Consider the following 23,554-nt stretch of genomic DNA (forward strand, 5'->3'; position numbering starts at 1 on the left):
CGCCTGGGCCCGTTACGGCATGAACCTGGGCAGCCACGACTACCAGATCCTCGCCACCGAGGGCTACCAGAGCAGCGGCAACTCCAACATCACCATCGGCGGCTCCACCTCCACCGGCGGCCCCACCACCTCTCCGAGCAACCCGCCGTCCGGCGGCGGTGGCTGCACCGCGACGCTGTCCGCCGGTCAGTCGTGGAGCGACCGGTACAACCTCAACGTGTCGGTCAGCGGCTCGAACAACTGGACCGTGACGATGAACGTGCCGTCCCCGGCGAAGGTCATCGCCACGTGGAACATCAGCGCCAGCTACCCGAGCTCCCAGGTGCTGACCGCCAAGCCCAACGGCAGCGGCAACAACTTCGGGGTGACAATCCAGCACAACGGCAACTGGACCTGGCCCACGGTCTCCTGTAGCGCGAGCTGACCCCGGCGCCAGAAACACCGCACCCGAAACACCCCACCAGGAAACACCGCACCCATGGCGCGGCGGCCGATGGCCGCCGCGCCATCCTGCTGCCGATGGCGAGCCGCCTCCGTCGCCCGTGCCGGGCACGCTTGACCGGGGCGGATGTTACGGTCGGCTGATCTACGGCATCCCGAGGGACGGTCACGATGAAACCCGCTGTCCGAGTGACCCTTGGCGCCGGTCGTCGTTCGGAACTGGCACCGCACCTGCTGACGGCGACGCTTCCACTCGGAGACAAGAACCTCGAACTGAGGATCTGGATCGAGGATCCCGCGCTCGCCGGCTGTATGCGGGCTCGAATGCTCGCGCACGCCGCCGTCGCGAGCCTGCCCCTTGCCGCCACGGTCTCGGCCGTGTTGCTGAGCGGCTCTCCGGAGAGATACAACCTGGCCGTCGAGGGCGGAGTGCGGCGTGCTCTCAACACCCGCGCCCGCGAGGTCGTCGCCTTCGACTGCACGACCATGATCGAAGCTGATCTCGCCATGCGGTCCGCGATAGCGATCTCCCTGCCGGACCGGTTCGAGGGCATGCACGGAGCGTTGCTCCGGCTCAGGCGTGGGAACGCGGCCGGGGCCCCGAGCCGGACCGGAACCGTGGCGCTCCTCGGCGCGTCGGGCGCCGGGAAATCCCACATCATCGCCCGCTTCCTCGCGGACCCGGAGTACGAGGTGACCGTCCTCGCCGAGGACTGGTTCGTGGCCTGCGCCGACACCGGCAGGGCGTACTTCCTTCCGGAGCGACGCGTACTGCTCAAGCACGAGACCGCCGCCATGTACTCCCGGCCCGGGTCGGCGCCGGAGCCGTCGTATCCCGACCCGGCCGACGGTGCCCGGGCTCTCTACGACGCCGACCGCCTGTTCGCTTCCGCCTACGCCTCCGATGACGGAGGAGAAGTCGTGATCGACACACTTGTGGTCCTGCGAGCGGAAAGCCCGGCGGCTCCCCACTTCCGGCGCTTGAGGTCAGAGGACGCTCAGTGGATCCGCGCCGGCGAATACTCGGCGTATTACCAGGCGAACGAACAACTGCTCGACGGGAGCAGCGAGGTCTTCACCCCGGCGCAAACAGAGCGGCGGCTGGCGAATCTGTTGCGTCTGGCCGGACGGACATCGGCCTTCGTGTTCGCCGGGAGCCGGGTCCTGGACGGTCATGCGGTCCTTCGCACGCTGCTTTCCGCCGCGCCTGAGCCCGATCCGTACCGTTCGCACGGGTCACCCGCACAGGTCTCGCAGGACGCGGACGGCGCGCAGGGGGTCGAGCACTGAGATCGAGCCGGCCACCAGGAGCCCGTCCACTCCCAGGCGCAGAAGCCGTCGTACGTCGGCGACATCCGTCGCGGACGGCGTGGACCGGTCGCACAGGCTCTCGAGGATCCTCGACCCGACGACGACGGGCCGCCGGAGACGCCGGCACAGCTCCACCGTGTTCCTGACGACCTCACATACGGCGGAGGGGTCAAGCTCCACACCGAGATCGTGTCTGCCGACGAGCACGCCGTCAGCGGCTTCGGCTATGCGTTCCGCCTCGGCGTAGCCGCGGGCCGACTCGATCTTGGCGAACACCGTGACGCCGGCCGCGCTCTCGCGTATGCGGGTTATCTGGGACACCTGCTCGCAGAAGGACACGACGACAGCGTCCGCGAGCTTTGGGCCGAGGCGAGCGGCGAGCTCGAGTTCCGGTGCGGTCGGGCAGGAGACGCTCAAGGCCGTGCTCCGCCGTCCGACGCTTCTGGCCGAGAGCGTCATGGGCGAGGACGCCACGCATCGCGTCGTCACTTCCGCCGCGTTCACAGCGTTGACGACGAGCACGTAGGCCCCGTCGGCGACGACGATCTCGTCCCCGACGGCCACGGCGTCGAGCAGCCGCCGACCATGGTCGATCTCCATGACCCGCGATCCCGGATGCCTTCGCGGCGCCTCCTCGGTGCTGTCGGCCAGGACGACCTCGTCACCGGCGACCAGGTGGAGGGCTCCCGTCAGCCGCCTGACCAGAGGCTTGTCGCCCGGAAGGTCGAGCAGCACCCGGAGGCCCCCGTCTCTCGCGGCGTGAATCCAGGGGGTGAGTTCACCGCGGTCAAGGAGCGGGAGGATTTTCCCCTTTGCGATGATCCGGACGCCTGTGCATCCTGCCGCCAATAGATCGGCGGGAGCCGGCCAGGTCTCATTTCGATTCGACAGGGTCGTGAATATGTCGGTTCTCATGCTGACGCCTTCGGCGGGAGTACGGTCGACGCCGGTCGGGCATTCCCGGACGACGATTACGGACCGTCCGGAACATGGGTATCGGCACGATTGCCGCATCGCGTCGGGGTGCATCACCTATGGTAAGCGCGGGGCCGTGCAGTCCATACTGGAGATCGCCATGAGAACGATCCACTGGCGCGATTGGCTTGAGGCGGTCGCCGCGCTTCTCACCGTCACCGGTTTGCTTCTGCCCGTCGCGATATTAGCCGGCGTATCCGCGGGCCTGTGGGACTCGAAGGACCCTCTGCAGGACATCCGGCATGTTCTGGAGTTGGTCAGCGGAGCGGTCTCCGGGTTCATGCTGGCGGCGGGAATCGCGCTGTTCACCTTGCGGCGACAGAGTATGGCGAATGGGAAAAGAACGGCAGAGGTCGAAAAATCCGTACAGGCGCTTCAATCGATGATCTTTCCGGAGGTCGACGGCGTGCTGAAACGCCGCGAGGTGATGCCGGGATGGCCGCTGACCTTGCGCGGTGGCCGGCGACTGTCGCTCAGCGGTATGTCACTGCGCGCCTTCTCCCTGGAGAACCTGGGGGACCTCGAACGCATCCTTGAAGCGGGCGGTAGCTGCAGAGTCTTGTTGATCGAGCCGGGATCCAAGTCCAGTGCCGTCGCGGCTTCGAACTTTCTGAACCACTCCGACCCGACCGAGTATGATCGCGATGTTCGTCAGAGCCTCGACAGATTCGCTTCCCTGCGCGATCGTTACGCGACTCAGATGCAAATTCGGTTGCTCGATCATGTTCCGGCCGTGAGCCTTGCCGTGGTCGATCAGGGCCTTCCCGAGGCGCGCACTTTCGTGGAGTTCTACACATATGAAAGCTCTTCGAATGCTCGACCTCACCTGGAGCTCAGGCCGGCCACCTCACCAGTATGGTATGGGTACTTCACCAATCAGTTCGAAAAGATGTGGCAACGAGCCACGAACTACTGACATGACGTGATGGATGGTGGCCATGCGAGTGGACCGGATGCCCGCAGCGAAACGTGATTCTTTCCAGGTCGCTTACCACGGAAAGGTCTTCGACATAGCGACCCAAGCGACGCGGGATCCCGGCGGACAGCAGGTGCTCGCCGAATTCGCGGCCTGTGACGACGTGGTCAGGGTCTATCCGGTCGACGACGAGAACATATGGCTCATAAGGGAGAAGCGCCTCGGCATGGGCAGTGAGCTCGTCCTGCGAACCGTGGCCGGTGGGATCGAGGAGGGCGAGGATCCTCTGGTCGCCGCTCAGCGCGAGCTGCTTGAGGAACTGGGCATCGTGGCCGACTCTTTCGAGGTCTTCCACGAGTCGACACCGATGCTCAAGGCGTTGCACACCGTCTATCACGTCGTGGCTCGGGGCCCGAGAACGTCGGCCGACGCCTCGCGGTACAGCGATCCCGCCGAATACATCGAGCCCGCGATCTTCCCCATCGACCAGGTCGAGCACCTTGTCTGGGACGGCTCGATCCGGGAGGACATCATCGCGTTCGGTCTGCTCAGACTGCTTCGCTGCCTCCACCGATGAGGCGTCGACAGCGTCCGCGATCGTCGCCGAGTCGACCGCTCCCGGGTGCGAGCCGCCCTGGGGACCTCGGTGACTCGCGGCCGGAACGTCAGCCCGATGGCATGATCATGACATGCCCATCGTCCGGAAAACGCCGCCAGCCAGGAGATACGTCCTCTTCGACGTCGACGGCACGCTGATCGACGCCTTGGACAACCAGCGGCGAGTCTGGGCGGCGTGGGCGGTGAGATTCCGCCTGGATCCCGAGGAGGTCTACCGCGTCGCGCTGAGGACCCGGCCGGTGGAGACCTTCGCGGCCGTCGCGCCTGACCGGAATCCGGATGCCTGCCTGTCCGCACTGCACGAACTGGAGGACGAGGACGTGCGGTCCGGCGTCTACACGGCTTTCGGCGGAGCGTCGGAGCTGCTGCATGGCCTGCCGCCGGGCTCGTGGGCGCTGGTGACGTCGAACTACGCGCATCGGGTTCGTGGACGCTTCACACGTACAGGCTTGCCCGTACCCGAGGTGATCGTGGACGCGGGGGCGGTCGAGCAGGGCAAGCCGTCTGCGGCCCCCTACCTGCTGGCCGCCGAGCGAGTCGGCGCGGCACCCGAACAGTGCCTTGTCGTGGAGGACGCTCCTTCCGGCGTACAGGCCGGACTCCGAGCCGGGATGACGGTGTGGAACGTCAACGTGCCCATCGCCGTCGATGGTGCGCACCGTCACTTCACGAACCTCCGGGATGCGGCAGGCGACATCCTGGCCTTTGTCTCCGCTGGTTGGCGCAAGCCCTCGCGCCCTACGTCCCCATGACTCCCCGAACTGCCCCGTGCCTGCTCCGTGCCTGCTCCGTGCCTGCTCCGTGCCTGCCCCGCAGGGGCGTCACACCTGGTAGGTCGTGTCCCGTGATCTTTTCAGCCTACTGCGGTCGCTTCCGCCTGGTGGGCTGGTCGTTCAGGGCTGCCAGTCGTCCTGGTATTCGGTGTGCCAGTTGTACGCGGAAGCCTCCAGCTTCAGCAGGTGCTCCGCCTGGGCATGCTCCTCGAGCGCCAGGTAGAGCTCGTTGACGAGCACGGACTCCAGGAAATCCACGCGGTCCCGCTTCGCGCCCAGGTCCCGCTCCGCTTTGTGCGAGTTGCGCTCCCCGGCGTCCGCGGCCCTGTACGCCCGGTGCGAATCCTCGGCGATACGGGCCCGCAGGAACGCGATCAACCCCGCGAACACGGCTTTTCCCTGATGCGCACGGGCCCTGCGCGCGTCGGCCATGATCTCGCGGTAGCGGACGGCGAGGGCGGGTTCGTCCGTGCTCGTGAGTTCCAGCCGGGGGAAGCGCCGCCGATGCGTTTCCGTGTCGCCCGGCTCTTCGTCGCCGGCGGCCAGAGCGTCCCCGAGGAGCTCTGCTGCGAACAGGGGACGGTTGCGGACCAGCTCCAGGAGCGTTCCGCGATCGATCCTTGTCATGGCCAGGAGGTTACATGGAGTAATCGCGTACGCGCCAAGGGTGGCCGACGTGGGCTGTGGTGGTTTCCTTCCCTCCGGTGGAAGCTCTCTTCAACCCGGTGGTCCTTGACGACGTGCTCCGAGTCCCGGGCCGGGTTCGGGGGCGGCGTGAGGGTGAACACCGCTGCACTCGGCGCCGGCAACGACGGTGCGCAGAACCGGCGGTAGTACCTGCAGAACGTCTGCTTCGCGAGCGCCTTCGTCGCGAGCGCCTGGAAGTCCCTGCACCGTGGTCGCGAGGACTGGGACGACTTGCTCTTCTACATGCGCGACTGGGCGGGCAAGAACTGGAAGCACACGCTGAAGCCGGCCAGGGAGGCCGCCGAGAGCTCGTCTCGGCCTAGCCGCGGCACGCCTGACGGCCTGCCGGGGAGGGAAGAGCCTCCCCGGCAGGCCGCGCCGTCAGCGGGTCACCGGCCGGGTCGCCGCCGAGGTGGCGGTCGCCTTCGCGTAGGCCTTGGCCGACACGGTCACCCGTACGGCGACGCGGGCGCCGCGGTCGTGGCCCGTGAGGTGATAGGTCCGCCCCGTGGCGCCCCTGACCGGAACGCCGCCGCGCAGCCACTGGTAGGTGACCTTCTCGGGCGACGGCGTCCACGTGCCGGGGGACGCCTTCAGCCTGCGGCCGACCTTCGGCGTCCCGCTCACGGCGGGCGGCTCGGCCGAGGTGAACGTTCCCGGCGCGACCGGCGCGGTCGCCGCCGACCGTGCCGAGGTGGCGGTGAAGTACGGGTCGTCGACGGTCACCTCGACGAGCACGCTCTTGCCGAGGTTCGCGACACCCGGCCGATAGGTGGCCTCGGTGGCCCCGGAGACCGCCGTGCCGTCCACGTACCACTGGTAGGTGAAGCCCGCCACCTGCCGGGACCAGGTGCCGGGGGAGGCGGTGAGCTCACCGCCGACCTTGGCGGACCCGCTGATCACCGGCGGTGTGGTGTTGACAACCGGCGACCGCTGCGCGTCGTGGAGGTCTGCATCGGCGGCGCGGACGAAGACCTGGCGGTGGGCGTACCAGAGTTGGTAGTAGCGGTCCTGTCCTTTGAGGTCGGTGCGGTCGCCCGGCGCCGATCCGTCGAACGACACCGCCCGGTAGTAGTCGGTGACGACGTCGTCGTCGCTCACGGCGTAGGCCTGGCCGACCGGGATCTTGTATTCCAGCGGCGACAGGGCCTGGACCGGAATGCCGGTGCCGGTGTAGGCGGTCGCCTCGGGGTAGGCGCGGCCGTAGACGGCGGCGGGGGTGGTCGCCCCGGCCTTCACGGTGACCGTCTTCGCCTGTGTGCGGACCACGACGGGATGGTCGGCGGGGTTGTGCAGCCAGGCGAGGGAGCCGGCCCACCACACGCCGAGCCAGTTGCCCTGCACCTGGGCGACGACGAGCTTGTGGCCGGAGACGACGCGGGCGCTGATGTCGCTGACGTATGTCGTGCCCGCGGTGGCACCGGGTTTCCAGCCGGGGTCGGCGGCGAGCGGCGCGGTCTCGGAGGGTGACTGGTAGAGGGGCAGGAAGTTGGTGCCCGCTCCGGGGACGCAGTCGGGGGAGGGCGGGGAGGCGGCGGCGCAGCCGGTCAGCGGCTGCGGGTTGTCCTGGTAGCCGGTGCGGACCTCCACGACGTCGCCGGGGGCGACGTCGGCCGTCGCGTCCCGGCCGCCGCCGACGGGGGCGCCGAGCAGGTCGAAGTAGTGGTCCCAGTCCCAGTAGGGGCCCGGGTCCCAGTGCATGCTCTTGGTGGCGCCGAGGACGGTTCCGGGCACCTGGTCGTGGCCGATGACGTGCGCCCGGTCGAGGGGGATGCCGTATTTCTGTGCGAGGTGTTTCACCAGCGTGGCCGACGTCTGGTACATCGACTCGGTGAACCAGTTGGCGGTTCCGGCGAAGCCTTCGTGTTCGATGCCGATGGCGTGCATGTTGACGTACCAGTTGCCGGCGTGCCAGCCGACGTCCTTGGCGTCGAGGTGCTGGGCGATGTGGCCGTCGGAGGACCGGATGGTGTAGTTCCAAGCGAGGTATGTCGGGTCCTGGGCCAACCGCACCGAGGGGCCGTAGTAGCCCTCGGTGTCGTGGATGACGATGTAGTCGAGCTTGGGACCGCCCGGCCCGGTCCTGTCGGCGATGTCGTGGTTGCCGTAGTCGGTCGTGTTGTCCGGCTCGCTGGCGGAGCCCTTGGCGTACGGCGCCTCCAGCCACTCACAGTCGAGGCCGGACGGGCAGTCGACGCCGGCATCGGCGGCGATTCGCGCGGCAGGCAGCGCGACCGAGTCGTCGGCGGCGAGGGTGACCCGCTGGCCGTCTGCGGTGACGCGGCTCTCGCCGGTGCGGAGGGTCTGGTAGACCTGCCGGACGAAGTCGTTCTTCGCCCCGAACCGCGCCACCGCGTCCCGCCAGGAGCCCAGGTCGTCGCCGTCGTCGTGGTAGGACGCCAGCAGCGCCGCGCCGCCGCAGATGCCGGCGTTCGGCTCCCGGCGCAGCGCGTCGGCCGTCAGACCGGTCAGCTCGGCCGCCGCCGCGATCTGGCCTTTCGACTCGGCCGCGCGGCCCTTGTCCGCGCCGTCCCAGGCCTCGGGCGCTCCGTCGCTCAGGTCGAACACGCCGTAGCCGCCGTCGGAGCTCGGCTTGCCCTGGTGGTCGTCCCAGCGCGACAGCATGTACGCCACGGCCTTCAGCAGCGGTTCCGGCACGCCCGTCGCCTTGGCCGCCTCGCCGAAGGCGGCTTCGCGCGTGGGCGCCGACAGCGTTGCCGTGCAGGAGACCCCCGGCCCGGCCGTGGAGGTGGAGGCCAGGACGGACGGCGCGGCGGGGAAGAGCGCCGCCGCCGCGGCGACCGCGACGGCGATGCCGCGATGTGGAGTTCTCAACGTTGTGCGACCCCTTCTCGAATGCCTGTGGGGGGATCAGGCCGGGGCAATCACACCGCCGCGCGCCGCCGTACGCCAGAGCGCCACGCAAATCTCGTCGAGATCGTAACTTTTCGCCAGACAGGCCGAGTCAGATGAAAATCCTCGCCCGGAGCGCGCGGCCGCCCTTCGCGCCCCGTACGATCACGCTGGTCCTCGTGTCTGTCCGGGGACTTGGAGCCTCGGACCGTTGGTGAGGCCCCTTGCAGGGCTCGCTGCAGATCACCAGGCCGTCGCCTGGCATAGTCGCTGAAGGCGGGCTCGGGGCGCTCCGCGGTCTTTCCGACGCAGGCTCTCAGAGGCGTTTCGGCCTCGGGTCCGGGTGCAGCCGGTCCTCTACTCCTGCTGATCCTCTTGGGGATCGGCGTAGCGGAGCCAGGAGGTGCGGCTGCGGGGTTGCGGCCCACGCAGGAAGTCCGACAGTCGCGTGTTGAGCTCGCGTTCCTCCTCCAACGTGGCCGGCAGGGGCTGACGCATCGCGCGGAGCAGGTCGAAGCGGTGCAGGTCGAACGCGACCTCCAGCAGATAGCCGTAACCCACGGCGGCGGCGACGGCAGCGGTGTAGGACGCCGCAGCCATGGCAAGGGCCCCGGCCGCCAGCAGGCTCCACCATCCGTCGCCGGTCAGCGCCGCCGCCGACAGCACCGCGATGGCCAGGAACATCGCGGTGAACGACACCATCGCATCGACCTGGTTGCGCTGGGCGGTGAGCAGCCCGGTGAGCCGCTCGGAAAGGAGCGGATAGAGCCTTGGCCACACCACGAGCGCGTCCAGGCCGTAGCGCTCAACCGAGCGCAGCTCGCCGGCCCGCAAGGCGTTGCCGAGCACGGTCGGGAGGAGCAGATCGCGGGCCGGGTAACGCTCCCGCAGCCGGATGTCGAAGAGCTGCATGGCGGCGAGCTCTTCGGGAGAGACGGCCGCCTTGCCGCTATGGGACTTACGCTCCCAGCGGGCGCGCCGCCACCGCTGCAGTCCGACCGCCGCGCGGGCCGGCCACCGCTGCCAGCCTGGAGGCTCCCCAATAGCCCTCCAGAAGGCGGACCAGCGGGCGCTGCAGGGGCTGGGCGACGATGCTGAACACGAGCAGGACCAGGAACAGGCCGACCGCCTGAGCCGCGCTGATGCCGGCAACGCGGGATGCCAGCAGGGCCAGGTCGGGCCGGTGGGCGAATCCGTCGGCCATCCCCAGAGCGAGCGTGAAGGCGCCGAGCACGCCCATGGGCAGCAGGGCGGTCAGCCGGTAACGCGTGCCCAGCTCATCGGTGATGCCCAGCAGATCGGTGATGATCACCCTGCCTCCGTCAACGCGGTCTCGGGGTGCTGCGCGCAGTGCGGTGGCGCGGTTCGTCGAACGACAGCGCCCACTGGTCGCGAACCGGGCAACCGGCCACGGGCAGACCAGGTGGATCAGCTTGAGCCTGCTGGGCGGCGTCGTGCCCTCCAGGCGCGCGTGGTCGGCCTCACCGATGTCGCGTTCCTGCGGGGTGATGCTCCAGAGGAAGTCAGCCAGCTCCAGCCACCCGGCCTCGCGCCCGCCGACCACCAGGCTCACGCCCGAGACGTGCCGCTGCCGCGCGAAGAACGCGACCAGGACGTTTTCCGCGGCGATGTCGTCGAGCCCCGGATCGAGGATGACGGCTTGATAGTCCCGCTCGACCGGCCGTTCACGGGTGAGCGCGAGGATGTTTTCCATCTGACCTGCCTTCCTCGATCAGGACTCGTCCGCGTCCGTACACCAAGAACGCGGCCCACCACCAGGGGTGCGCGAACACGGGCTCCGTTCCTCGCTCCAAGTGCTGGCCGTACGCCAGCAGTCGGATATACGCCGCGGAGTCCTGTGCGCCGCCTGCGAGTGCGGACAGCCGCTCGGCGGCGCTGTCCCTCGACATGGCCCGGACGGTGTGGTTCACCTCGCGAACGAGGGCGGCGAGATCGGCGACGCCGGCCCCGGCCGTCAGCCGCTCGTAGAACAGGTCCGTCCAGAGTGCGGCGAAGCCCTCCTCGATCGGCCACATCGGTGCGATCACGGTGCCTACACCTGCGATGATCAAAGCGGAGGGCAGGTCGAGGCATTCGTCGAGCCGGGGGTCCATGCGCATGGCGGCGGACTGGCAGGAGGAGAGGACGGCGACGGCGCAATTTCGAAGGGAGCCCTCGACGGCTTGGGCGTGTATCGAAAGCGCCGGTCACAGTCACCCGTTGCTCTGAGCAGGGGTAAACCGCTACTTCAGCGGTGGATGTGGCGGGTACGGTGTGGCTGTGGCCGATGATCGCGTGCAGCGGCGGCTTACGGAGACAGACGCGCGGACACGAAGGAGCGAATGGTGCCAGGCGCTGTACTGCGAGGGGTGACTTTGGACTGTGCCGACCCGCAGGTGCTGGCGGGCTTCTACGGTGCACTGACCGGGATGCGCGAGATCTTCAGTACGGACGAGTTCGTCGCTCTGACGGACGACTCCGGCTGTGATCTGGGATTCCAGAGGGTTGACGGATACCGGGCTCCGCAGTGGCCGGGTCAGGACGTGCCACAACAGTTCCACCTGGATTTCCGCGCTGACGACCTCGATGCGATGGAAGAGCTGGCGCTGGAACTCGGCGCGGCCAAACCGGCCCATCAGCCCGGCGACGGACGCTGGCGGGTACTCCTGGATCCGGCTGGCCACCCCTTCTGCCTGACGTCTTTCTGACATCCCCGGCGTTGACAGGTATCCCCCGTCAGACGCCGTAGCGCTCAGGCGTGGTCGGGCGGTTCATCAGCTGCTGGCCGCCTCGGAGAGGGCATGGCGTCGGCTGTGCTGGTCACAGCCACTCGTTTATGGCCGCGACGAGGACGGTCGCCTCGTAGCGGACCGCGAGCTTGTCGTACCTCGTGGCCACAGCCCGGTGCTTCTTGAGGCGGTTGATGCCGCACTCGACCGCGTGCCGAGCCTTGTAACCCTGCGGGTCGAACTTCGGCGGACGGCCGCCGTGGGAGCCGCGTTTCTTGCGGTTGCGGGCCTGGTCGGCCTTGTCCGGGATGGTGCAGCGGATCCCGCGCCGCCGCAGGTAAGCGCGGTTCTTCCGGGAGGCATACGCCTTGTCGGCGCGCACGCGATCCGGCCGGGTGCGCGGCCTGCCCGGCCCAAGACGCGGGACACGGACCTTGTTCAGAACAGGCTCGAACTGCGGCGAATCGCCCCGCTGCCCGGGCGTGATCACGATGGACATGGGCTTCTGGCCCTGTTCGACAGCCAGGTGCAGCTTGGTAGTCAGGCCGCCGCGCGAGCGCCCGAGCCCGTGGTCGTCCGGCTCGACGGTGACGCCGCCGGGCGGCTCCTTCTGCAGCTCCCCTTTTTCCTCGCCCCGGCGGCGTGCTGGTGGGCCCGGCACACCGTGGAGTCGACGTTGATGTCCCAGGTGATCAGATCCTTCGCGTCAGCCCGGGTCTGGAGCGCGGTGAAGATCCGATGCCAGGTGCCGTTGCGCTGCCACCGGCGGAACAGGTCGTACACCCGGCCCCACGGCCCGTACTCGGCGGGCATGTCCCGCCACGGGATGCCGGTGCGGACCCGGAACCGTATGCCGTCGATCAGCTGCCGCCGGGTCCACGTCGGCGGCCGACGGTTCCAACACCGCCCATTGCGCGTCCGTCAGATCTCCCCGGCGCGGCGTTCGACGACCGTGGGCGGGTCCGCCGCGAGCGGCGCGGGTGGCTCAGCGAGCAACTCGGCGATCCCCGGGGGCAAGGGACCGGTTGAGAGTACGAGGCCGCAGCGTTCCGGCTGGAAGGGGTCGGCGCGGTCGTGGGCCGCCATGTGGACCAGTGACGCCGGCGCGGCCGCCTGAGTAACGCGAGGCAAGGTCGCGTCCGGTCCTGAGACCCGCACCACGTCCAGGCCGTACTCGGAGAGGCGACGGGTCGCGGCGTCGGCCTCCGCCCGCCCGATGGGTAGGTCGAGCGTGGGATCGTCGACGACGAGCGCTGGTCCGCGCATGACCGGGGTGTCCGAGCCTAGCCATGCGGCGACGTGCCCGAGGCTCGGCGTGACCGTAACGGTGACGTGCCGCAGGCTGGGCAGCGCGCCTGATCCCGATCCCTCCCTCGAGCCCGAGTGGCAGGATGACAGCCTCGGCGCCGAGGCGGGCGCTCGCTCCGCCGCGGTCGCCGTCGAGGACCGATCGGACATCTTCAACGAAGCCGCGGCCCAGCTCGGCGTGATGGCCGCCTCGTCCGCGAGGGGCTGCATCACAGAGGCGCGTGGCTGGCACTACGGCGTGCAGGAGCGGTTCATGGAGGCCCACGGCTGGAGCGGTGCCAAGGCGAAGATCACTTAGGAGTACGAGGTGGACCACCAGCTGGGGATCGGCTTCAAGAACACCGCCGGGAAGTGGTCGGGAGGCGGAACGCGCAAGGTCGACCTGATGGCCACCGCCGAACGGGACGGTCTCATCAGCGTCTGGGCCTACAACAGAGTCAACTATCGGGACTACACCCGGGTCTGCACGTATACGACGAGGGTGGTCGGTCCGACCGAGCGCCGGCCGATGGGCGTGCACAGCCTCCTCACCAAGGTCACCAAGGCGAAGCCCGTGATCTTCAAGGACCCGCGCAAGTGCAATGCCTACACCAGCGGAACCTTCATCAAGAAAACCGGCAAGAACGCCACGGTCAGCGGCGGCGTCGACCTCGGGGTGGTGAACGTCTCCGCGCAGTCGGGGTTCAACTCCTCCTCGTCCATTACCTGGGTGGTGCACAAGAAGACCTGGTTGCGCGGTAATTCACCGTTGGGCTGGGTCGACGGCGCCTTGCGGATCGCCGAAGCGCACAAGTACTGAGACCAGTCGATCGGGGTAAGGAGTTCCGCCATGCGTGCCCTCATCCACCGGATCCTGCCGGCCATCATCATCGTGGTCATGACAGCCGGCTGTGTGGGTGAGGGCCCACGGCTACTTGTACTGACCACAGAGGTTAGGTACGGGGCGACACGCACCAATGATCTTGTAAATGGGTGAGGGCCTTCGGTTTGGTGTGGATTGCGACATCTACACGCCAACCAGAAAGGCCCTCATGCCCCACCGTAACGCGCCGCTGACCGAACTCGGACGCCTGCGCCTGGCCCGGTGTGTCGTCGACGACGGCTGGCCGCTGCGCAGGGCAGCCGAACGCTTCCAGGTCGCGGTCACCACCGCCCGGCGCTGGGCCGGCCGCTACCGGCGCTACGGAGCAGCCGGCATGGCCGACCGCTCCTCGCGCCCGCACCACAGCCCTCGCCGCACCCCAACCCGCACCGAGCGGCGCATCATCAAGGTCCGCGTGCTACGCCGGTGGGGCCCGGCCCGCATCGCCTACCTGCTGGGCCTGCACCCCTCGACCGTCCACCGCGTCCTTGCCCGCTACCGGCTGACCCGCCTGGCCCACCTGGACCGCGCCACCGCCCGCACCATCCGCCGCTACGAACACCCCGCACCCGGCGATCTCGTGCACGTCGACATCAAAAAGCTCGGCAACATCCCCGACGGCGGCGGCCATCGCGTGCACGGCAGACAGACAGGTGCCCGCAACAGCTCCGCCCACCGCGACCCGGACCGGCCGCGCACCCACCACGGCCGTCCCAACCTCGGCTACGGCTACCTGCACAACGCCATCGACGACCACTCCCGCCTGGCCTACACCGAAATCCTGCCCGATGAGACCAAGGAGAGCGCCGCCGCGTTCTGGCACCGCGCCCAAGCCTTCTTCACCACCTGCGGGATCACCGTGCGCCGGGTGCTGACCGACAACGGCAGCTGCTACCGCTCCCGCCTATGGCGCGACACCCTGGCAGCGGCCGGCATCACCCACAAACGCACCCGCCCCTACCGGCCCCAGACCAACGGCAAGGCCGAACGCTACAACCGCACCCTGCTCGACGAATGGGCATACGCCCAGCCCTACACGTCCGAGACCCAACGCCGCGCCGCCCTGCCCGCCTGGTTGCACACCTACAATCACCACCGCGGCCACACCGCGCTGAACGGCCTACCACCCGCCAGCCGCGTACCCAACCTCACGGGACAGAACAGCTACTCCTCGACGAAGACCCCAAAACGGGCGAGACCGCCTCAATCGGTATCGTCCTGCCCGACACCGTGGCCCGTCGGCCCTACTCCCTGGGAGGGTGGGTGATGTGCCTTGATCGGCCGGGTTCGGTCACCATCGACAAGGTCGACCTGATCAGGCCGAGTGGCGGAATCGTCCTGCAGGCGTTCTCCTCCCGGCTACAGAGCCGTACACGTGCCATGCTCGGCAACGCCGAGCAGCCTCTGACCGAGCTCGAATTCCCGGCTCGCAGTCCCGCCGTGACCACGCCCTGCAGCAACAGGGACCACGACGGACTCCTCACGGAGCTCGGTCTGCAGTACGGGAAGACCCGCAACCGCACCGCGCGGGCCGAAGGCGTTCGCGTCACCTACACCTCGGCGGGCCGGCAGCGCACCGTCGATCTCGACCTGGACGTGCAGCTGTGCGCTCCCGACGACATGAGTACGAAGCAGTGCAGGGAGATGTACAAGGAGCTTCGGACACCGAGCGAGGGCGACGAATAGCCGCCCTCGCGTCGTCCGGTTCGACCAGGCTCGCCTACCTCGCCCGGCAAAGCCACAGGCCGCCCAGGACACCGAGGGCGGTTCGACTGGCAGGTGTCGGTCGACTCGACCACGGCTCGGGCCCGGCCGCCCTCGCAGCCGGCCGGAGGGTGTCAGCGCGACCAGGCCTACAGCTCCCGCTCGAACCGCTCCTACCTGCGGAGACGTAAGATCTCGCTCACCATTCCCGAGCCTCGTGACCAACGGGGCAATCGCCGCAGGCGTGGCTCGGCGGGTGGGCGCCCCGCCGGGTTCGACAAAGAGCGCTACAAGAAGCGCGACGTTGTCGAGCGGGCGACCAACCGGCTGAAGAACTTCCGGCCTGTGGCCACCCGCTACGACAAGCGCGCATACATCTATCTCGGCACCGTGACCGTGGCAGCCCTGGTGATCTGGCTCCGAAGGTGATCCAAGAAACAGGGCCTAGAAGGCCACTGAAGATCTTGCGTTCTGGCCTCGTTCTTTCTGGCATGAGGTCACAGTGGTTGATGTGCAGGGTGAGTGGGCTGGGGAACTGGTCGGGCCGGATGTGTGGCAGACCTGCCGGGAGCTGATCCCGGCAGGCAGCGTGTTCGCGTTCTTGGCCGAGTATCGTCAGGCGCTGTTTCCCGCGGGGATGTTCGCGGACATGTATCCCTCGTGCAACGGGCGGCCGAGTATGCCGCCGCAGGTCCTGGCGGCTGCGGTGGTGCTGCAGACGCTGCACGGGCTGTCGGACGCCGACACCGTGCAAGCGCTGCGGTGTGACCTGCGCTGGAAGGCGGCCTGTGGGCTGGGGCTGTATGACACCGCGTTCGATCCGTCGCTGCTTACCTACTTCAGGCGGCGGCTGGCCCGCTCCCGCAGGCCGAACCGCCTGTTTGAGGCTGTGGGCGAGGTGGTCGCGGCGACCGGGGTGCTCAAGGGCAGGCAGCGGCGGGCGCTGGACTCGGCGGTGCTAGACGATGCGGTAGCCACCCAGGACACCGTCACCCAGTTGATCGCCGCGATCCGCCGGACGATCCGTCACGTGCCCGGCGCCGCCCAAGTCGCCGCCGAGTGTTGCACCGCTCATGACTACGCCGATCCGGGCAAGCCGCGTATCGCCTGGGATGACGAGCAGGCCCGGGATGTGCTGGTGGACGCCCTGGTCACCGACGCGATCCGGCTGCTGGCCGGCCTGTCTGAGCAGCCCTTGGACGAGCAGGCGGCCACCGCCGTGGGCCTTTTGGCCCTGGTCGCCGGTCAAGACGTGGAACCGGCCGAGGACTCCGACGGCCGGGACGGGCGCTGGCGCATCGCCCAGCGCACCGTCCCCGACCGGGTGATCTCCACCGTCGATCCCGAATCCCGGCATGTGCACAAGACCCGCACCCACCGCCAGGACGGCTTCAAGGCCCATGTGGCGGTCGAACCGGAGACCGGCCTGTTCACCGCCGTGGCGTTACGGCCCGGATCCGGCGCCGCCTATCACGAGGCCGCCCTGGCCGCCGAATTGCTCGCCGAGCAGACCAGCCCGGTGGAGGTCTTCGGCGATGCCGCCTACTCCAGTGGGCCCTGCCGTCAAGCGCTGATGGAGGCCGGGCATCGTGCCGTGATCAAACCCGCACCGCTGCGCCCGGCCGTGCCCGGCGGATTCGACCTGGACGACTTCGCCATCGACACCGCAGGCAGCACCGTGACCTGCCCGGCCGGGCACCAGGTTGCGTTGTCGGCGCCGTCGGGCCGCAACCAGCAGCGCAAGGCGTTCTTCACCGGCCAGTGCACCGGATGCCCACTGCGCCCGCGCTGCACCACAGCCAAAGCCGGGCGCATTCTCACCATTCGCCCGCACCACGACGAGCTTGCCGCTGCCCGCCGGCAGGCTGCCACCGATCCGGTCTGGCAGGACGACTACCGGCGCTGGCGGCCTCCCGTCGAACGCGCGATCGCCTGGATCGTCGCACGAGGCAACCGGCGATTACGGTACATCGGCACCATCAAGAACAACGCCTGGCTCCACACCCGCGCCGCCGCCCTCAACCTGCGAACCCTTATCAATCTCGGACTCACCCGGACCGGCAACGCCTGGACACTGGAGCCCAAACTCACCTGAGCGGACCACGGCCGACCTACAAGCACCGGCTGTCATCGAGACAAGATCTTCAGTGGCCTTCTAGCCGCCGCCCGCGTGTTGGCTGTTGAGACGCTGACTGTTCCTGGGGTCACAGCGCAGGAGTACGGTGCGCCGCCAGGCCCGTCCTTACAGGGCAAACAACCCCCAGCCCTGGAGGCGCATGCTTCGTCGTCTCCTCGTCTTCAGTAGACGTAGGGCCAGCCGGCGCTGTCCCAGCCGAGCTTGTTGATGCCGAGGCGGGAGGAGCCGTCGTCGGCGTACCAGTGGTAGAAGAGGATGTCTCCGTCGTTGTCGGCGAGAACGGCCTGGTGGCCGGGACCGTGGATGCTCCCGTGCCCGGCCAGCACCTGCGTGCCGCCCCCTGACGTCATCGCCGTCCCGTTGCGGTCGACGTACGGGCCGGTGACCGAAGTGGAGCGGCCCACCATGATGCGGTAGGTGCTGGACGCGCCCTTGCAGCAGAGGTCGAAGGAGACGAACTGGTAGTAGTAGCCGCCGTGCCGGTAGATGAACGGCGCCTCGATCGCGCCGCCGTTGCGGCCGGCGATGCTGCGGATCGTGCCGTCCAGCCGCTTGCCGGTGGCCGGGTCGAGCTGGACCATCTTGATCCCCGACCAGAACGAGCCGAAGTCGAGCCACCAGCGGCCCTGATCGTCGATGACGAGGTTGGGGTCGATGGCGTTCCAGTTGTCGGAGGTGGTCGACTCGACGACCAGGCCCTGGTTGCTCCACGATCCCGACGCGCCGGTCGTGCTGGTGGCCAGGAAGATGCCCGAGTGGTTGGAGCCGAAGGTCGAGGCCGCGTAGTACATGTAGTACTTGCCGTTGACGTAGGTGATGTCCGGCGCCCACAGGGTGTTGCTGCCGTTGGTGTAGGCATGCGTCCAGGAGGCCCCGCCGGGGAACGCCACGCCCGCGTTGCGCCAGGTGGTCCGGTCGGTCGAGGTCTTGAGCACGATGTTGTCGCCCGTGTGCGCGAGCAGGTAGGTGCCGTCCGGCTTCTTGGCCACCTCCGGGTCGTGCACGGTGATGTCACCGGTGACGTAGCCCGGGTCGGGGTAGGAGGTGACCTTGACGAGCTGCCACTGCTGGTTGGCGCCGTTGAGGTCGGCGTACTGGGAGACGCGGCCGCCGTCGGCGGTGGACCACTCCCAGACCTCGAGGGCCTTGCCGCTGTTGCGGTTGATCAGCTTGACGTATCCGCTGTCGGTGTCGACGACCCGGAACTGCTGGTTGGTGGCGTTCTTGTCGGTGTACTGGATGACGTCGGCGCCGTCGGCGGTGGAGCGGCCGGAGATGTCGACGACCTTGCCGCTGTGGCGCGACCTGAGGCGGTAGTAGCCGCCGCCGGAGTCGACGAACTGCCACTGCTGCCAGGCGCCGTCGTTGCGGGACCACTGCACCAGGGGCGCGCCGTCGTTCGTCGCCATGTTGTAGACGTCCAGCGCCTTGCCGCTGTTGCGGTTGACCAGTACGTACGACGCGCTCGTGTCGACGCTCGCCGCATGGGCGGCGCCGGCGGCCACGACGGATGGACAGATCGCGAGCAGCGCCAGGATCGCCAGGGTGAGGATGCGGCGCGGCCAAGCGGGAGAACGTGCGGAGGTGTCCATGGGGGGTGCCTCTCGTCGTATCGATGTGAGCGCTAACAAACGCAGTCCGGAGGTGCCCTCGATCACGCTGTCGTTCACCGGAGATCGCCGCTCAGTGTCAGCGTCGGTTCCCGGGTCGTCAAGGGCCCCCGTCAAACGGCGCCGGCGCGCCCCGCGCTCGCCCGGCCGCGTGCGTGCGCGATGAAAACGCTTGCACAAACTCGGGTCGCCGGGCGGGAATCGTCCATTCGACCTGCTTCCGGCGCTCCGGACCGGTCGTCGCGGTCTCCCGGTGAGAGGAGTGTCCTCCCGTGCCGAGAATGCGACGATGGCGGTGAAAGTTTCTCACCGCGCACCGCGCCGAACAGGTCATCGCGCGGAGCGTGCTTGAGCAGGTGACCGGTCGCGCCGGCATCGATCGCCGGAAGGGTGTCGGAGTCGGTGTCGTACGTGGTGAGCACCCTGACCCGCGCGCCGTGCCCGTTGCCGATGCGCCGCAGCCGGTACGGGATGCCTTCGCCGAGGTGCCCGAGTGCGACGGCCAGTCCCGGGTGGCGGTCCAGCGTGCCGAGGTCGAGCACGGCCACCGCGGCGCCGCTCCGGGCGAACTGGAGCGGCACCGCGCGGCCGGTCCCGCCGGCCCCGGTGACCAGGCCCGCCTTTCGCGAAGTGCCGCTTATGCCAGCGCCTCGTGGTTCGCCCAGGCGACCTTGTACGGGTGCCGGGACTGCCAGCGGTCGATGACCTCGTGCATGCCCGGCGCGGTGAACGCCTTGGCGAGGGCGTCGGTGTCGGCGACGGCCACCTGCACGATCACGGTCGCGATCAGGGCCGGAATGGCCTCCTCGCCGGGGATGGGAATGTGGTGCCGGGTCGCGACCGACTGCACGAAACCGGAGTCGAGCATGACCTGTTCGATATCCATGAGGTATTGGTCGAGTTCGGTGTCGGGCAGCGGCTGGTCGAAGGAGACAATCATCGTGTGGTTGATCATGCAGCAATTCTGGGCTCCGCACGGCACCTGTGTCCAAGACCGGTTCGCCATTCGGCGATAACCTGGAGGCATGGTCGAACTGGAGATTCGCGAACTCGAGTACTTCGTCGCGCTCGCTGACGAGCTGCACTTCGGCCGTGCCGCCGTCCGGCTCTCGATCGCCCAGCCCGCGCTGTCGAAGGCCATCCGACGGATCGAGACCCGGCTCGGTGTCCCGCTCTTCATCCGCTCCAGCCGGCACGTCGAGCTCACCCCGGCAGGGGAGGCGTTACAGGAACATGGCCGGCACGCGCTCAACGCGGTCAGCGCCGCCATCCGGCACGCCCAGCGTGCCGGCGACACCCAGGCCCACCTGCGGCTCGTGCTCAAACCCGGCGGCGACGGCGGCCTGCTCTCCGGGCTTCTGGCCGAATACGCGCACCAGCCCGACGCCCGCCAGGTGGACATCCTGTTCAGCGGCCCGGCCGATCGCGCCGACTTCCTGCGCGACGGCAGGGCCGACGTCGGCCTGCTCTACGCGCCGTTCGATGACCTCGACGGCCTGGCCCACGAGACGCTGCACACCGAGGATCGCGTGGTCATCGTCCCGGCCGGACACCGGCTGGCCGGGCGCAATTCGGTGCGCATGTCCGATCTGGAGGGCGAGACGCTGCCGCGCTGGAAAGGAATACCCGGGGGCGACGGCACCGGTCCCGAGGTCGCCGACGTGGTTCAGATGCTCCAGATGATCACGGTGGGCCGGATGATCGGGGTGCTGCCCCGCTCGCTGGTCGAACCGGTCCCGGGCGGCCTGGTCTGCGTCCCGGTGGCCGACGCGCCGCCCAGCCGCCTGGTGCTCGCCTGGATCGAGCAGGACCGCCGGCCGCTGGTCGCCTCGTTCGTGGCCGCCGCACTCAGGTCGCGCCGGGACAAGACTCGATCAGACATCGACCGCCCGCCACCCTCCTGACGCAAGAGTTCCTCCAGCACGGCAGCGCCGGCAAGGTATGGCAGAGCGGGCGGCACCGGCTGCCGGCGGATAGGTTGACGATCCGGCTCGTCGGCGCGCCCACCGGCGGGAGGCTCGCCTGGCAGCGGGCCCGCAGAAGCGAGGCGAGCAACCGGCGACTCGCCATCAGCGACCGGCGTCTCGTCGAACAGCGTGCCAGGCCACCGCCCGCCGCATGGCGCACCGACAATACTCGCGCGGACAGGGCGATGCCGAGCGCCGGCTCCGACTCGAGGTCGATGGCCCCGGCGACCCGCTCGGCGCGGGCCGCATGCCGATCCGCTGAGCTTCGCCCACGGCCGCGGGATCTCCGTACGCGCGGACCGTCACGTGCCGGCACCTCTCGTACTTCTGAGTCCGTCAACTGACTAGGAGTGGACAAGTGGTCTCGAAGGCCGCTACGGTTCGTCTCAGTCAGCCAGCTAACTCACTAAGGAGCAATCATGATCGTGGTAACGGGGGCCACCGGAAACGTCGGCGGCCAGGTGGTCGCGCTGCTCACCGCCGCGGGTGAGCGGGTGACCGCCGTCTCCCGGCGGACCGCCGAACTGCCCGAGGGCGTACGGCATGTGCGAGCCGACCTGGACGACCCCGCCGGGCTGAAGGACGCCTTCGACGGTGCGGACGCGCTGTTCCTGCTGGTGGCAGGTCAGGACCCGCAGGCGATCCTCGACGCCGCCCGGGCGGGCGGGGTCCGTCGTGTCGTCCTGCTGTCCTCGCAGGGGGCGGGGACCAGGCCGGAGTTCTACCGCCACCCCGCCGCCTTCGAGGACGCGGTGCGCCGGTCCGGCCTGGAGTGGACGATCCTGCGGCCCGGCGGCTTCCACTCCAACGCCTACGCCTGGGCGGAGTCCATCCGCGGCGGTCGTACGGCCGCCGCCCCGTTCGGTGACACCGGCCTGCCGACCATCGACCCGGCCGACATCGCCGAGGTCGCCGCGACCGTCCTGCGCGAGGACGGGCATGCCGGCCGCGTCTACGAACTGACCGGTCCCGCGCTGACCACGCCGCGGGAACGGGCGGCGGCGATCGGCGCCGCGGTGGGTACGCCGGTGCGGTTCGCCGAACAGACCCGGGAGGAGGCCCGGGCGCAGATGCTGCAGTTCATGCCCGAGCAGGTGGTGGAAGGGACTCTCGCCATCCTGGGGGAGCCGACGGACGCCGAGCAGCAGGTCAGCCCGGACGTCGAGCGAGTCCTCGGCCGCGCTCCCCGATCCTTCGCCGACTGGGCGGGCCGCAACGTCGCCGCCTTCCGATGAGCCTGACCGAGGCGTTCCTGGCCGAGCCGTCGGTGGCGACCCTGACCACCCTCCGCCCCGACGGCTCCCCGCACGTGGCGGCCGTGCGCTTCACCTGGGACCACCGAGCGGCCCTGGCCCGCGTGCTGACCGTGGCCTCCTCTCGCAAGGCCCGAAATCTGGCCGCCGGCTCCGGTGGCCGGGCCGCGCTCTGCCAGGTGGACGGGTTCCGCTGGATCACGCTCGAAGGTCCCGCCACTGTCCACGACGACTCCGGCCGCGTCGGCGAGGCGGTCCGCCGCTACGCCGGCCGCTACGGCGCCGCCCCGCCCAACCCGCCCGGCCGTGTCGTCATCGAGATCGCGGTCGATCGGATCATGAAGCTCAACCTCTGAAAGGACCTGTCGTGCCCGTTCAGCACGTTCTCGGCTCCACCATCCACTACCGCGACACCGGCTCCGGGGCGCCGATGGTCTTCCTGCACGGCAACCCCACCTCATCCCACCTGTGGAGGCACGTCATCCCCGCGATCGGCGAGGGCCGCCGGCTGGCCCCCGACCTGATCGGCATGGGTGATTCCGGCAAGCCCGACATCGCGTACACCTTCGCCGATCACGCCCGCTATCTGGACGCCTGGTTCGACGCCCTCGGCCTTCACGACGTGGTCCTCGTCGGTCACGACTGGGGCGGCGCACTTGCCTTCGACTGGGCCGCCCGTCACCCGGACCGGGTGCGGGGAATCGCCTTCACCGAAACCATCGTCAAGCCGATGACCTGGGAGGAGTTCCCCGAGGGCGGCCGGGAGCTGTTCGCGGCGATCAAGACCGAGGGCGTCGGAGAGAAGATGATCCTGGATGACAACGCCTTCATCGAACAGGGGTTGCCGGCCACCGTCGTGGCCCCCATGGACCAGAGCGACCTGGCTGTCTACCGCAAGCCGTACCCGACGCGCGACAGCCGCCTGCCGCTGCTGCGGTGGGCGCGCTCGATGCCGCTCGGCGGTGAGCCCGCCGACGTGGTGGCACGCGTGGAGGCGTACGGCAGGTGGCTGGCCGCCAGCCCGGAGGTGCCGAAGCTCCTACTCGCCTTCGCGCCCGGGACCGGCACGATGGTGCACCAGGACATGATCGACTGGTGTGCGGCCACCATGGCCGGCCTCGAGATCCGGCAGTACGAGGAGGTCGCGGGGCACCACACCCCGGAAGACCACCCGGAGCTGATCGCCGCGGCCGTCGCGGCCTGGGCGGAGGCGCACGGGCTGCGGTGACGCCTCCCCGGTGGCACCCGGGCGTCCGGGCCTCCAGCACCACAGCGAAGTGAGGTCCTGGAGCCGGTGGGCCGCCTGGTCGCCGAGCAAGGGCTGACCCTGATGGTCGCCACTCACGACGACGTGAGCCCTGCGGGCGGTGGCATACTCTGGGCCGGTCTCTCATCGCCTCCTCCGCTCGG

At 69.1% G+C, this 23,554-nt stretch carries 25 protein-coding genes and 2 pseudogenes; 16 read left to right on the top strand and 11 right to left on the bottom strand.

The features are described from left to right. On the top strand, positions 1 to 424 hold a 424-nt coding region (locus HHX35_RS36885; protein ID WP_182903250.1), incomplete at its 5' end, for a glycoside hydrolase family 11 protein. Positions 425 to 612: 188 nt separating this feature from the next. Then, a complete protein-coding gene (locus HHX35_RS36890; protein WP_182903251.1) occupies positions 613 to 1,731 on the top strand; it encodes a hypothetical protein in 1,119 nt (372 codons plus the stop codon). On the opposite strand, the gene HHX35_RS36895 is transcribed toward HHX35_RS36890, so the two are convergent. Then, positions 1,678 to 2,781, bottom strand: a complete 1,104-nt coding sequence (locus HHX35_RS36895; RefSeq protein ID WP_396781557.1) for a pyruvate kinase — start codon at positions 2,779 to 2,781, stop codon at positions 1,678 to 1,680. The genes HHX35_RS36890 and HHX35_RS36895 overlap by 54 nt on opposite strands. Before the next feature lie 46 nt (positions 2,782 to 2,827). On the opposite strand from HHX35_RS36895, the gene HHX35_RS36900 reads away from it, so the two are divergent. The 3 genes from HHX35_RS36900 to HHX35_RS36910 all read left to right on the top strand — a co-directional run bounded on the left by HHX35_RS36900 (position 2,828) and on the right by HHX35_RS36910 (position 5,013). After that, positions 2,828 to 3,643 carry a hypothetical protein gene (locus HHX35_RS36900; protein WP_182903253.1) on the top strand — a complete coding sequence of 272 codons (816 nt, stop codon included), beginning with the start codon at positions 2,828 to 2,830 and terminating at the stop codon, positions 3,641 to 3,643. Between the two features lie 22 nt (positions 3,644 to 3,665). Beyond that, positions 3,666 to 4,220, top strand: coding sequence for an NUDIX hydrolase (locus HHX35_RS36905; RefSeq protein ID WP_182903254.1), 555 nt, complete (start codon positions 3,666 to 3,668; stop codon positions 4,218 to 4,220). Between the two features lie 112 nt (positions 4,221 to 4,332). Further along, on the top strand, positions 4,333 to 5,013 hold the full coding sequence (locus HHX35_RS36910) for an HAD family phosphatase (protein ID WP_182903255.1): 681 nt from the start codon (positions 4,333 to 4,335) through the stop codon (positions 5,011 to 5,013). Between the two features lie 141 nt (positions 5,014 to 5,154). Here the strand turns inward: HHX35_RS36910 and HHX35_RS36915 are convergent, their stop codons facing one another. The 5 genes from HHX35_RS36915 to HHX35_RS36935 form a co-directional block, all read right to left on the bottom strand. Beyond that, the gene (locus tag HHX35_RS36915) at positions 5,155 to 5,661 is read right to left on the bottom strand and encodes a hypothetical protein (protein ID WP_182903256.1); all 507 of its coding nucleotides are present in this window, start codon (positions 5,659 to 5,661) and stop codon (positions 5,155 to 5,157) included. Positions 5,662 to 6,102: 441 nt separating this feature from the next. Beyond that, positions 6,103 to 8,556, bottom strand: a complete 2,454-nt coding sequence (locus tag HHX35_RS36920; protein WP_182903257.1) for an N-acetylmuramoyl-L-alanine amidase — start codon at positions 8,554 to 8,556, stop codon at positions 6,103 to 6,105. 375 nt (positions 8,557 to 8,931) lie between these two features. Next, positions 8,932 to 9,486 (bottom strand): hypothetical protein, encoded by a 555-nt coding sequence (locus HHX35_RS36925; protein ID WP_182903258.1) that lies wholly within the window; start codon positions 9,484 to 9,486, stop codon positions 8,932 to 8,934. Between the two features lie 46 nt (positions 9,487 to 9,532). Continuing rightward, positions 9,533 to 10,288 carry a hypothetical protein gene (locus tag HHX35_RS36930; RefSeq protein WP_182903259.1) on the bottom strand — a complete coding sequence of 252 codons (756 nt, stop codon included), beginning with the start codon at positions 10,286 to 10,288 and terminating at the stop codon, positions 9,533 to 9,535. Next, on the bottom strand, positions 10,260 to 10,769 hold the full coding sequence (locus HHX35_RS36935) for a CHAT domain-containing protein (RefSeq protein WP_182903356.1): 510 nt from the start codon (positions 10,767 to 10,769) through the stop codon (positions 10,260 to 10,262). Before HHX35_RS36935 ends, HHX35_RS36930 begins: the two co-directional genes overlap by 29 nt. 174 nt (positions 10,770 to 10,943) lie before the next feature. Between HHX35_RS36935 and HHX35_RS36940 the strand changes: the two genes are divergently transcribed. Then, complete coding sequence (locus HHX35_RS36940) at positions 10,944 to 11,282, top strand: VOC family protein (RefSeq protein WP_310739551.1); 339 nt, start codon at positions 10,944 to 10,946, stop codon at positions 11,280 to 11,282. 112 nt (positions 11,283 to 11,394) lie between these two features. Here the strand turns inward: HHX35_RS36940 and HHX35_RS36945 are convergent. Both HHX35_RS36945 and HHX35_RS36950 read right to left on the bottom strand, forming a co-directional pair. Continuing rightward, positions 11,395 to 12,228 (bottom strand): annotated as a pseudogene (locus HHX35_RS36945) (IS5 family transposase). Then, positions 12,225 to 12,569 (bottom strand): hypothetical protein, encoded by a 345-nt coding sequence (locus tag HHX35_RS36950; protein ID WP_396781561.1) that lies wholly within the window; start codon positions 12,567 to 12,569, stop codon positions 12,225 to 12,227. The pseudogene HHX35_RS36945 and the gene HHX35_RS36950 overlap by 4 nt, the downstream one beginning before the upstream one ends. Before the next feature lie 49 nt (positions 12,570 to 12,618). Here HHX35_RS36950 and HHX35_RS44895 point away from each other — a divergent pair, with 49 nt between their 5' ends. The 6 genes and pseudogenes from HHX35_RS44895 to HHX35_RS36975 all read left to right on the top strand — a co-directional run bounded on the left by HHX35_RS44895 (position 12,619) and on the right by HHX35_RS36975 (position 17,272). Next, a complete protein-coding gene (locus HHX35_RS44895) occupies positions 12,619 to 12,909 on the top strand; it encodes a hypothetical protein (RefSeq protein WP_310739566.1) in 291 nt (96 codons plus the stop codon). Between the two features lie 9 nt (positions 12,910 to 12,918). Then, on the top strand, positions 12,919 to 13,410 hold the full coding sequence (locus HHX35_RS36955; protein ID WP_182903262.1) for a hypothetical protein: 492 nt from the start codon (positions 12,919 to 12,921) through the stop codon (positions 13,408 to 13,410). Between the two features lie 232 nt (positions 13,411 to 13,642). After that, positions 13,643 to 14,632, top strand: a pseudogene (locus tag HHX35_RS36960) (IS481 family transposase); the annotation flags it as partial. A gap of 107 nt (positions 14,633 to 14,739) precedes the next feature. Beyond that, positions 14,740 to 15,159: a hypothetical protein gene (locus tag HHX35_RS36965; RefSeq protein WP_182903263.1), complete on the top strand. Its 420-nt coding sequence runs from the start codon at positions 14,740 to 14,742 to the stop codon at positions 15,157 to 15,159. A gap of 93 nt (positions 15,160 to 15,252) precedes the next feature. Beyond that, the gene (locus HHX35_RS36970) at positions 15,253 to 15,606 is read left to right on the top strand and encodes a transposase (protein ID WP_310739552.1); all 354 of its coding nucleotides are present in this window, start codon (positions 15,253 to 15,255) and stop codon (positions 15,604 to 15,606) included. 82 nt (positions 15,607 to 15,688) lie between these two features. Next, positions 15,689 to 17,272, top strand: a complete 1,584-nt coding sequence (locus HHX35_RS36975; RefSeq protein WP_182903357.1) for an IS1182 family transposase — start codon at positions 15,689 to 15,691, stop codon at positions 17,270 to 17,272. A gap of 203 nt (positions 17,273 to 17,475) precedes the next feature. Here the strand turns inward: HHX35_RS36975 and HHX35_RS44120 are convergent, their stop codons facing one another. The 3 genes from HHX35_RS44120 to HHX35_RS36990 all read right to left on the bottom strand — a co-directional run bounded on the left by HHX35_RS44120 (position 17,476) and on the right by HHX35_RS36990 (position 19,879). Further along, the gene (locus tag HHX35_RS44120; RefSeq protein ID WP_182903264.1) at positions 17,476 to 18,906 is read right to left on the bottom strand and encodes a family 43 glycosylhydrolase; all 1,431 of its coding nucleotides are present in this window, start codon (positions 18,904 to 18,906) and stop codon (positions 17,476 to 17,478) included. A gap of 131 nt (positions 18,907 to 19,037) precedes the next feature. Further along, a complete protein-coding gene (locus HHX35_RS45240) occupies positions 19,038 to 19,472 on the bottom strand; it encodes a hypothetical protein (protein WP_396781565.1) in 435 nt (144 codons plus the stop codon). A gap of 89 nt (positions 19,473 to 19,561) precedes the next feature. Continuing rightward, positions 19,562 to 19,879: a hypothetical protein gene (locus HHX35_RS36990; RefSeq protein ID WP_182903265.1), complete on the bottom strand. Its 318-nt coding sequence runs from the start codon at positions 19,877 to 19,879 to the stop codon at positions 19,562 to 19,564. A gap of 70 nt (positions 19,880 to 19,949) precedes the next feature. On the opposite strand from HHX35_RS36990, the gene HHX35_RS36995 reads away from it, so the two are divergent. The 4 genes from HHX35_RS36995 (at position 19,950) to HHX35_RS37010 (ending at position 23,372) form a co-directional block, all read left to right on the top strand. Next, the gene (locus HHX35_RS36995) at positions 19,950 to 20,828 is read left to right on the top strand and encodes a LysR family transcriptional regulator (protein ID WP_182903266.1); all 879 of its coding nucleotides are present in this window, start codon (positions 19,950 to 19,952) and stop codon (positions 20,826 to 20,828) included. Positions 20,829 to 21,310: 482 nt separating this feature from the next. After that, on the top strand, positions 21,311 to 22,126 hold the full coding sequence (locus HHX35_RS37000) for an NAD(P)H-binding protein (protein ID WP_182903267.1): 816 nt from the start codon (positions 21,311 to 21,313) through the stop codon (positions 22,124 to 22,126). Further along, on the top strand, positions 22,123 to 22,500 hold the full coding sequence (locus tag HHX35_RS37005) for a pyridoxamine 5'-phosphate oxidase family protein (RefSeq protein WP_182903268.1): 378 nt from the start codon (positions 22,123 to 22,125) through the stop codon (positions 22,498 to 22,500). The genes HHX35_RS37000 and HHX35_RS37005 overlap by 4 nt, the downstream gene beginning before the upstream one ends. A gap of 11 nt (positions 22,501 to 22,511) precedes the next feature. Then, the gene (locus HHX35_RS37010; protein ID WP_182903269.1) at positions 22,512 to 23,372 is read left to right on the top strand and encodes a haloalkane dehalogenase; all 861 of its coding nucleotides are present in this window, start codon (positions 22,512 to 22,514) and stop codon (positions 23,370 to 23,372) included. Positions 23,373 to 23,554: the final 182 nt, after the last annotated feature.

Origin of the sequence: Microbispora sp. H10830 (assembly GCF_014161375.1) — a bacterium.
Lineage (GTDB): Bacteria > Actinomycetota > Actinomycetes > Streptosporangiales > Streptosporangiaceae > Microbispora > Microbispora catharanthi.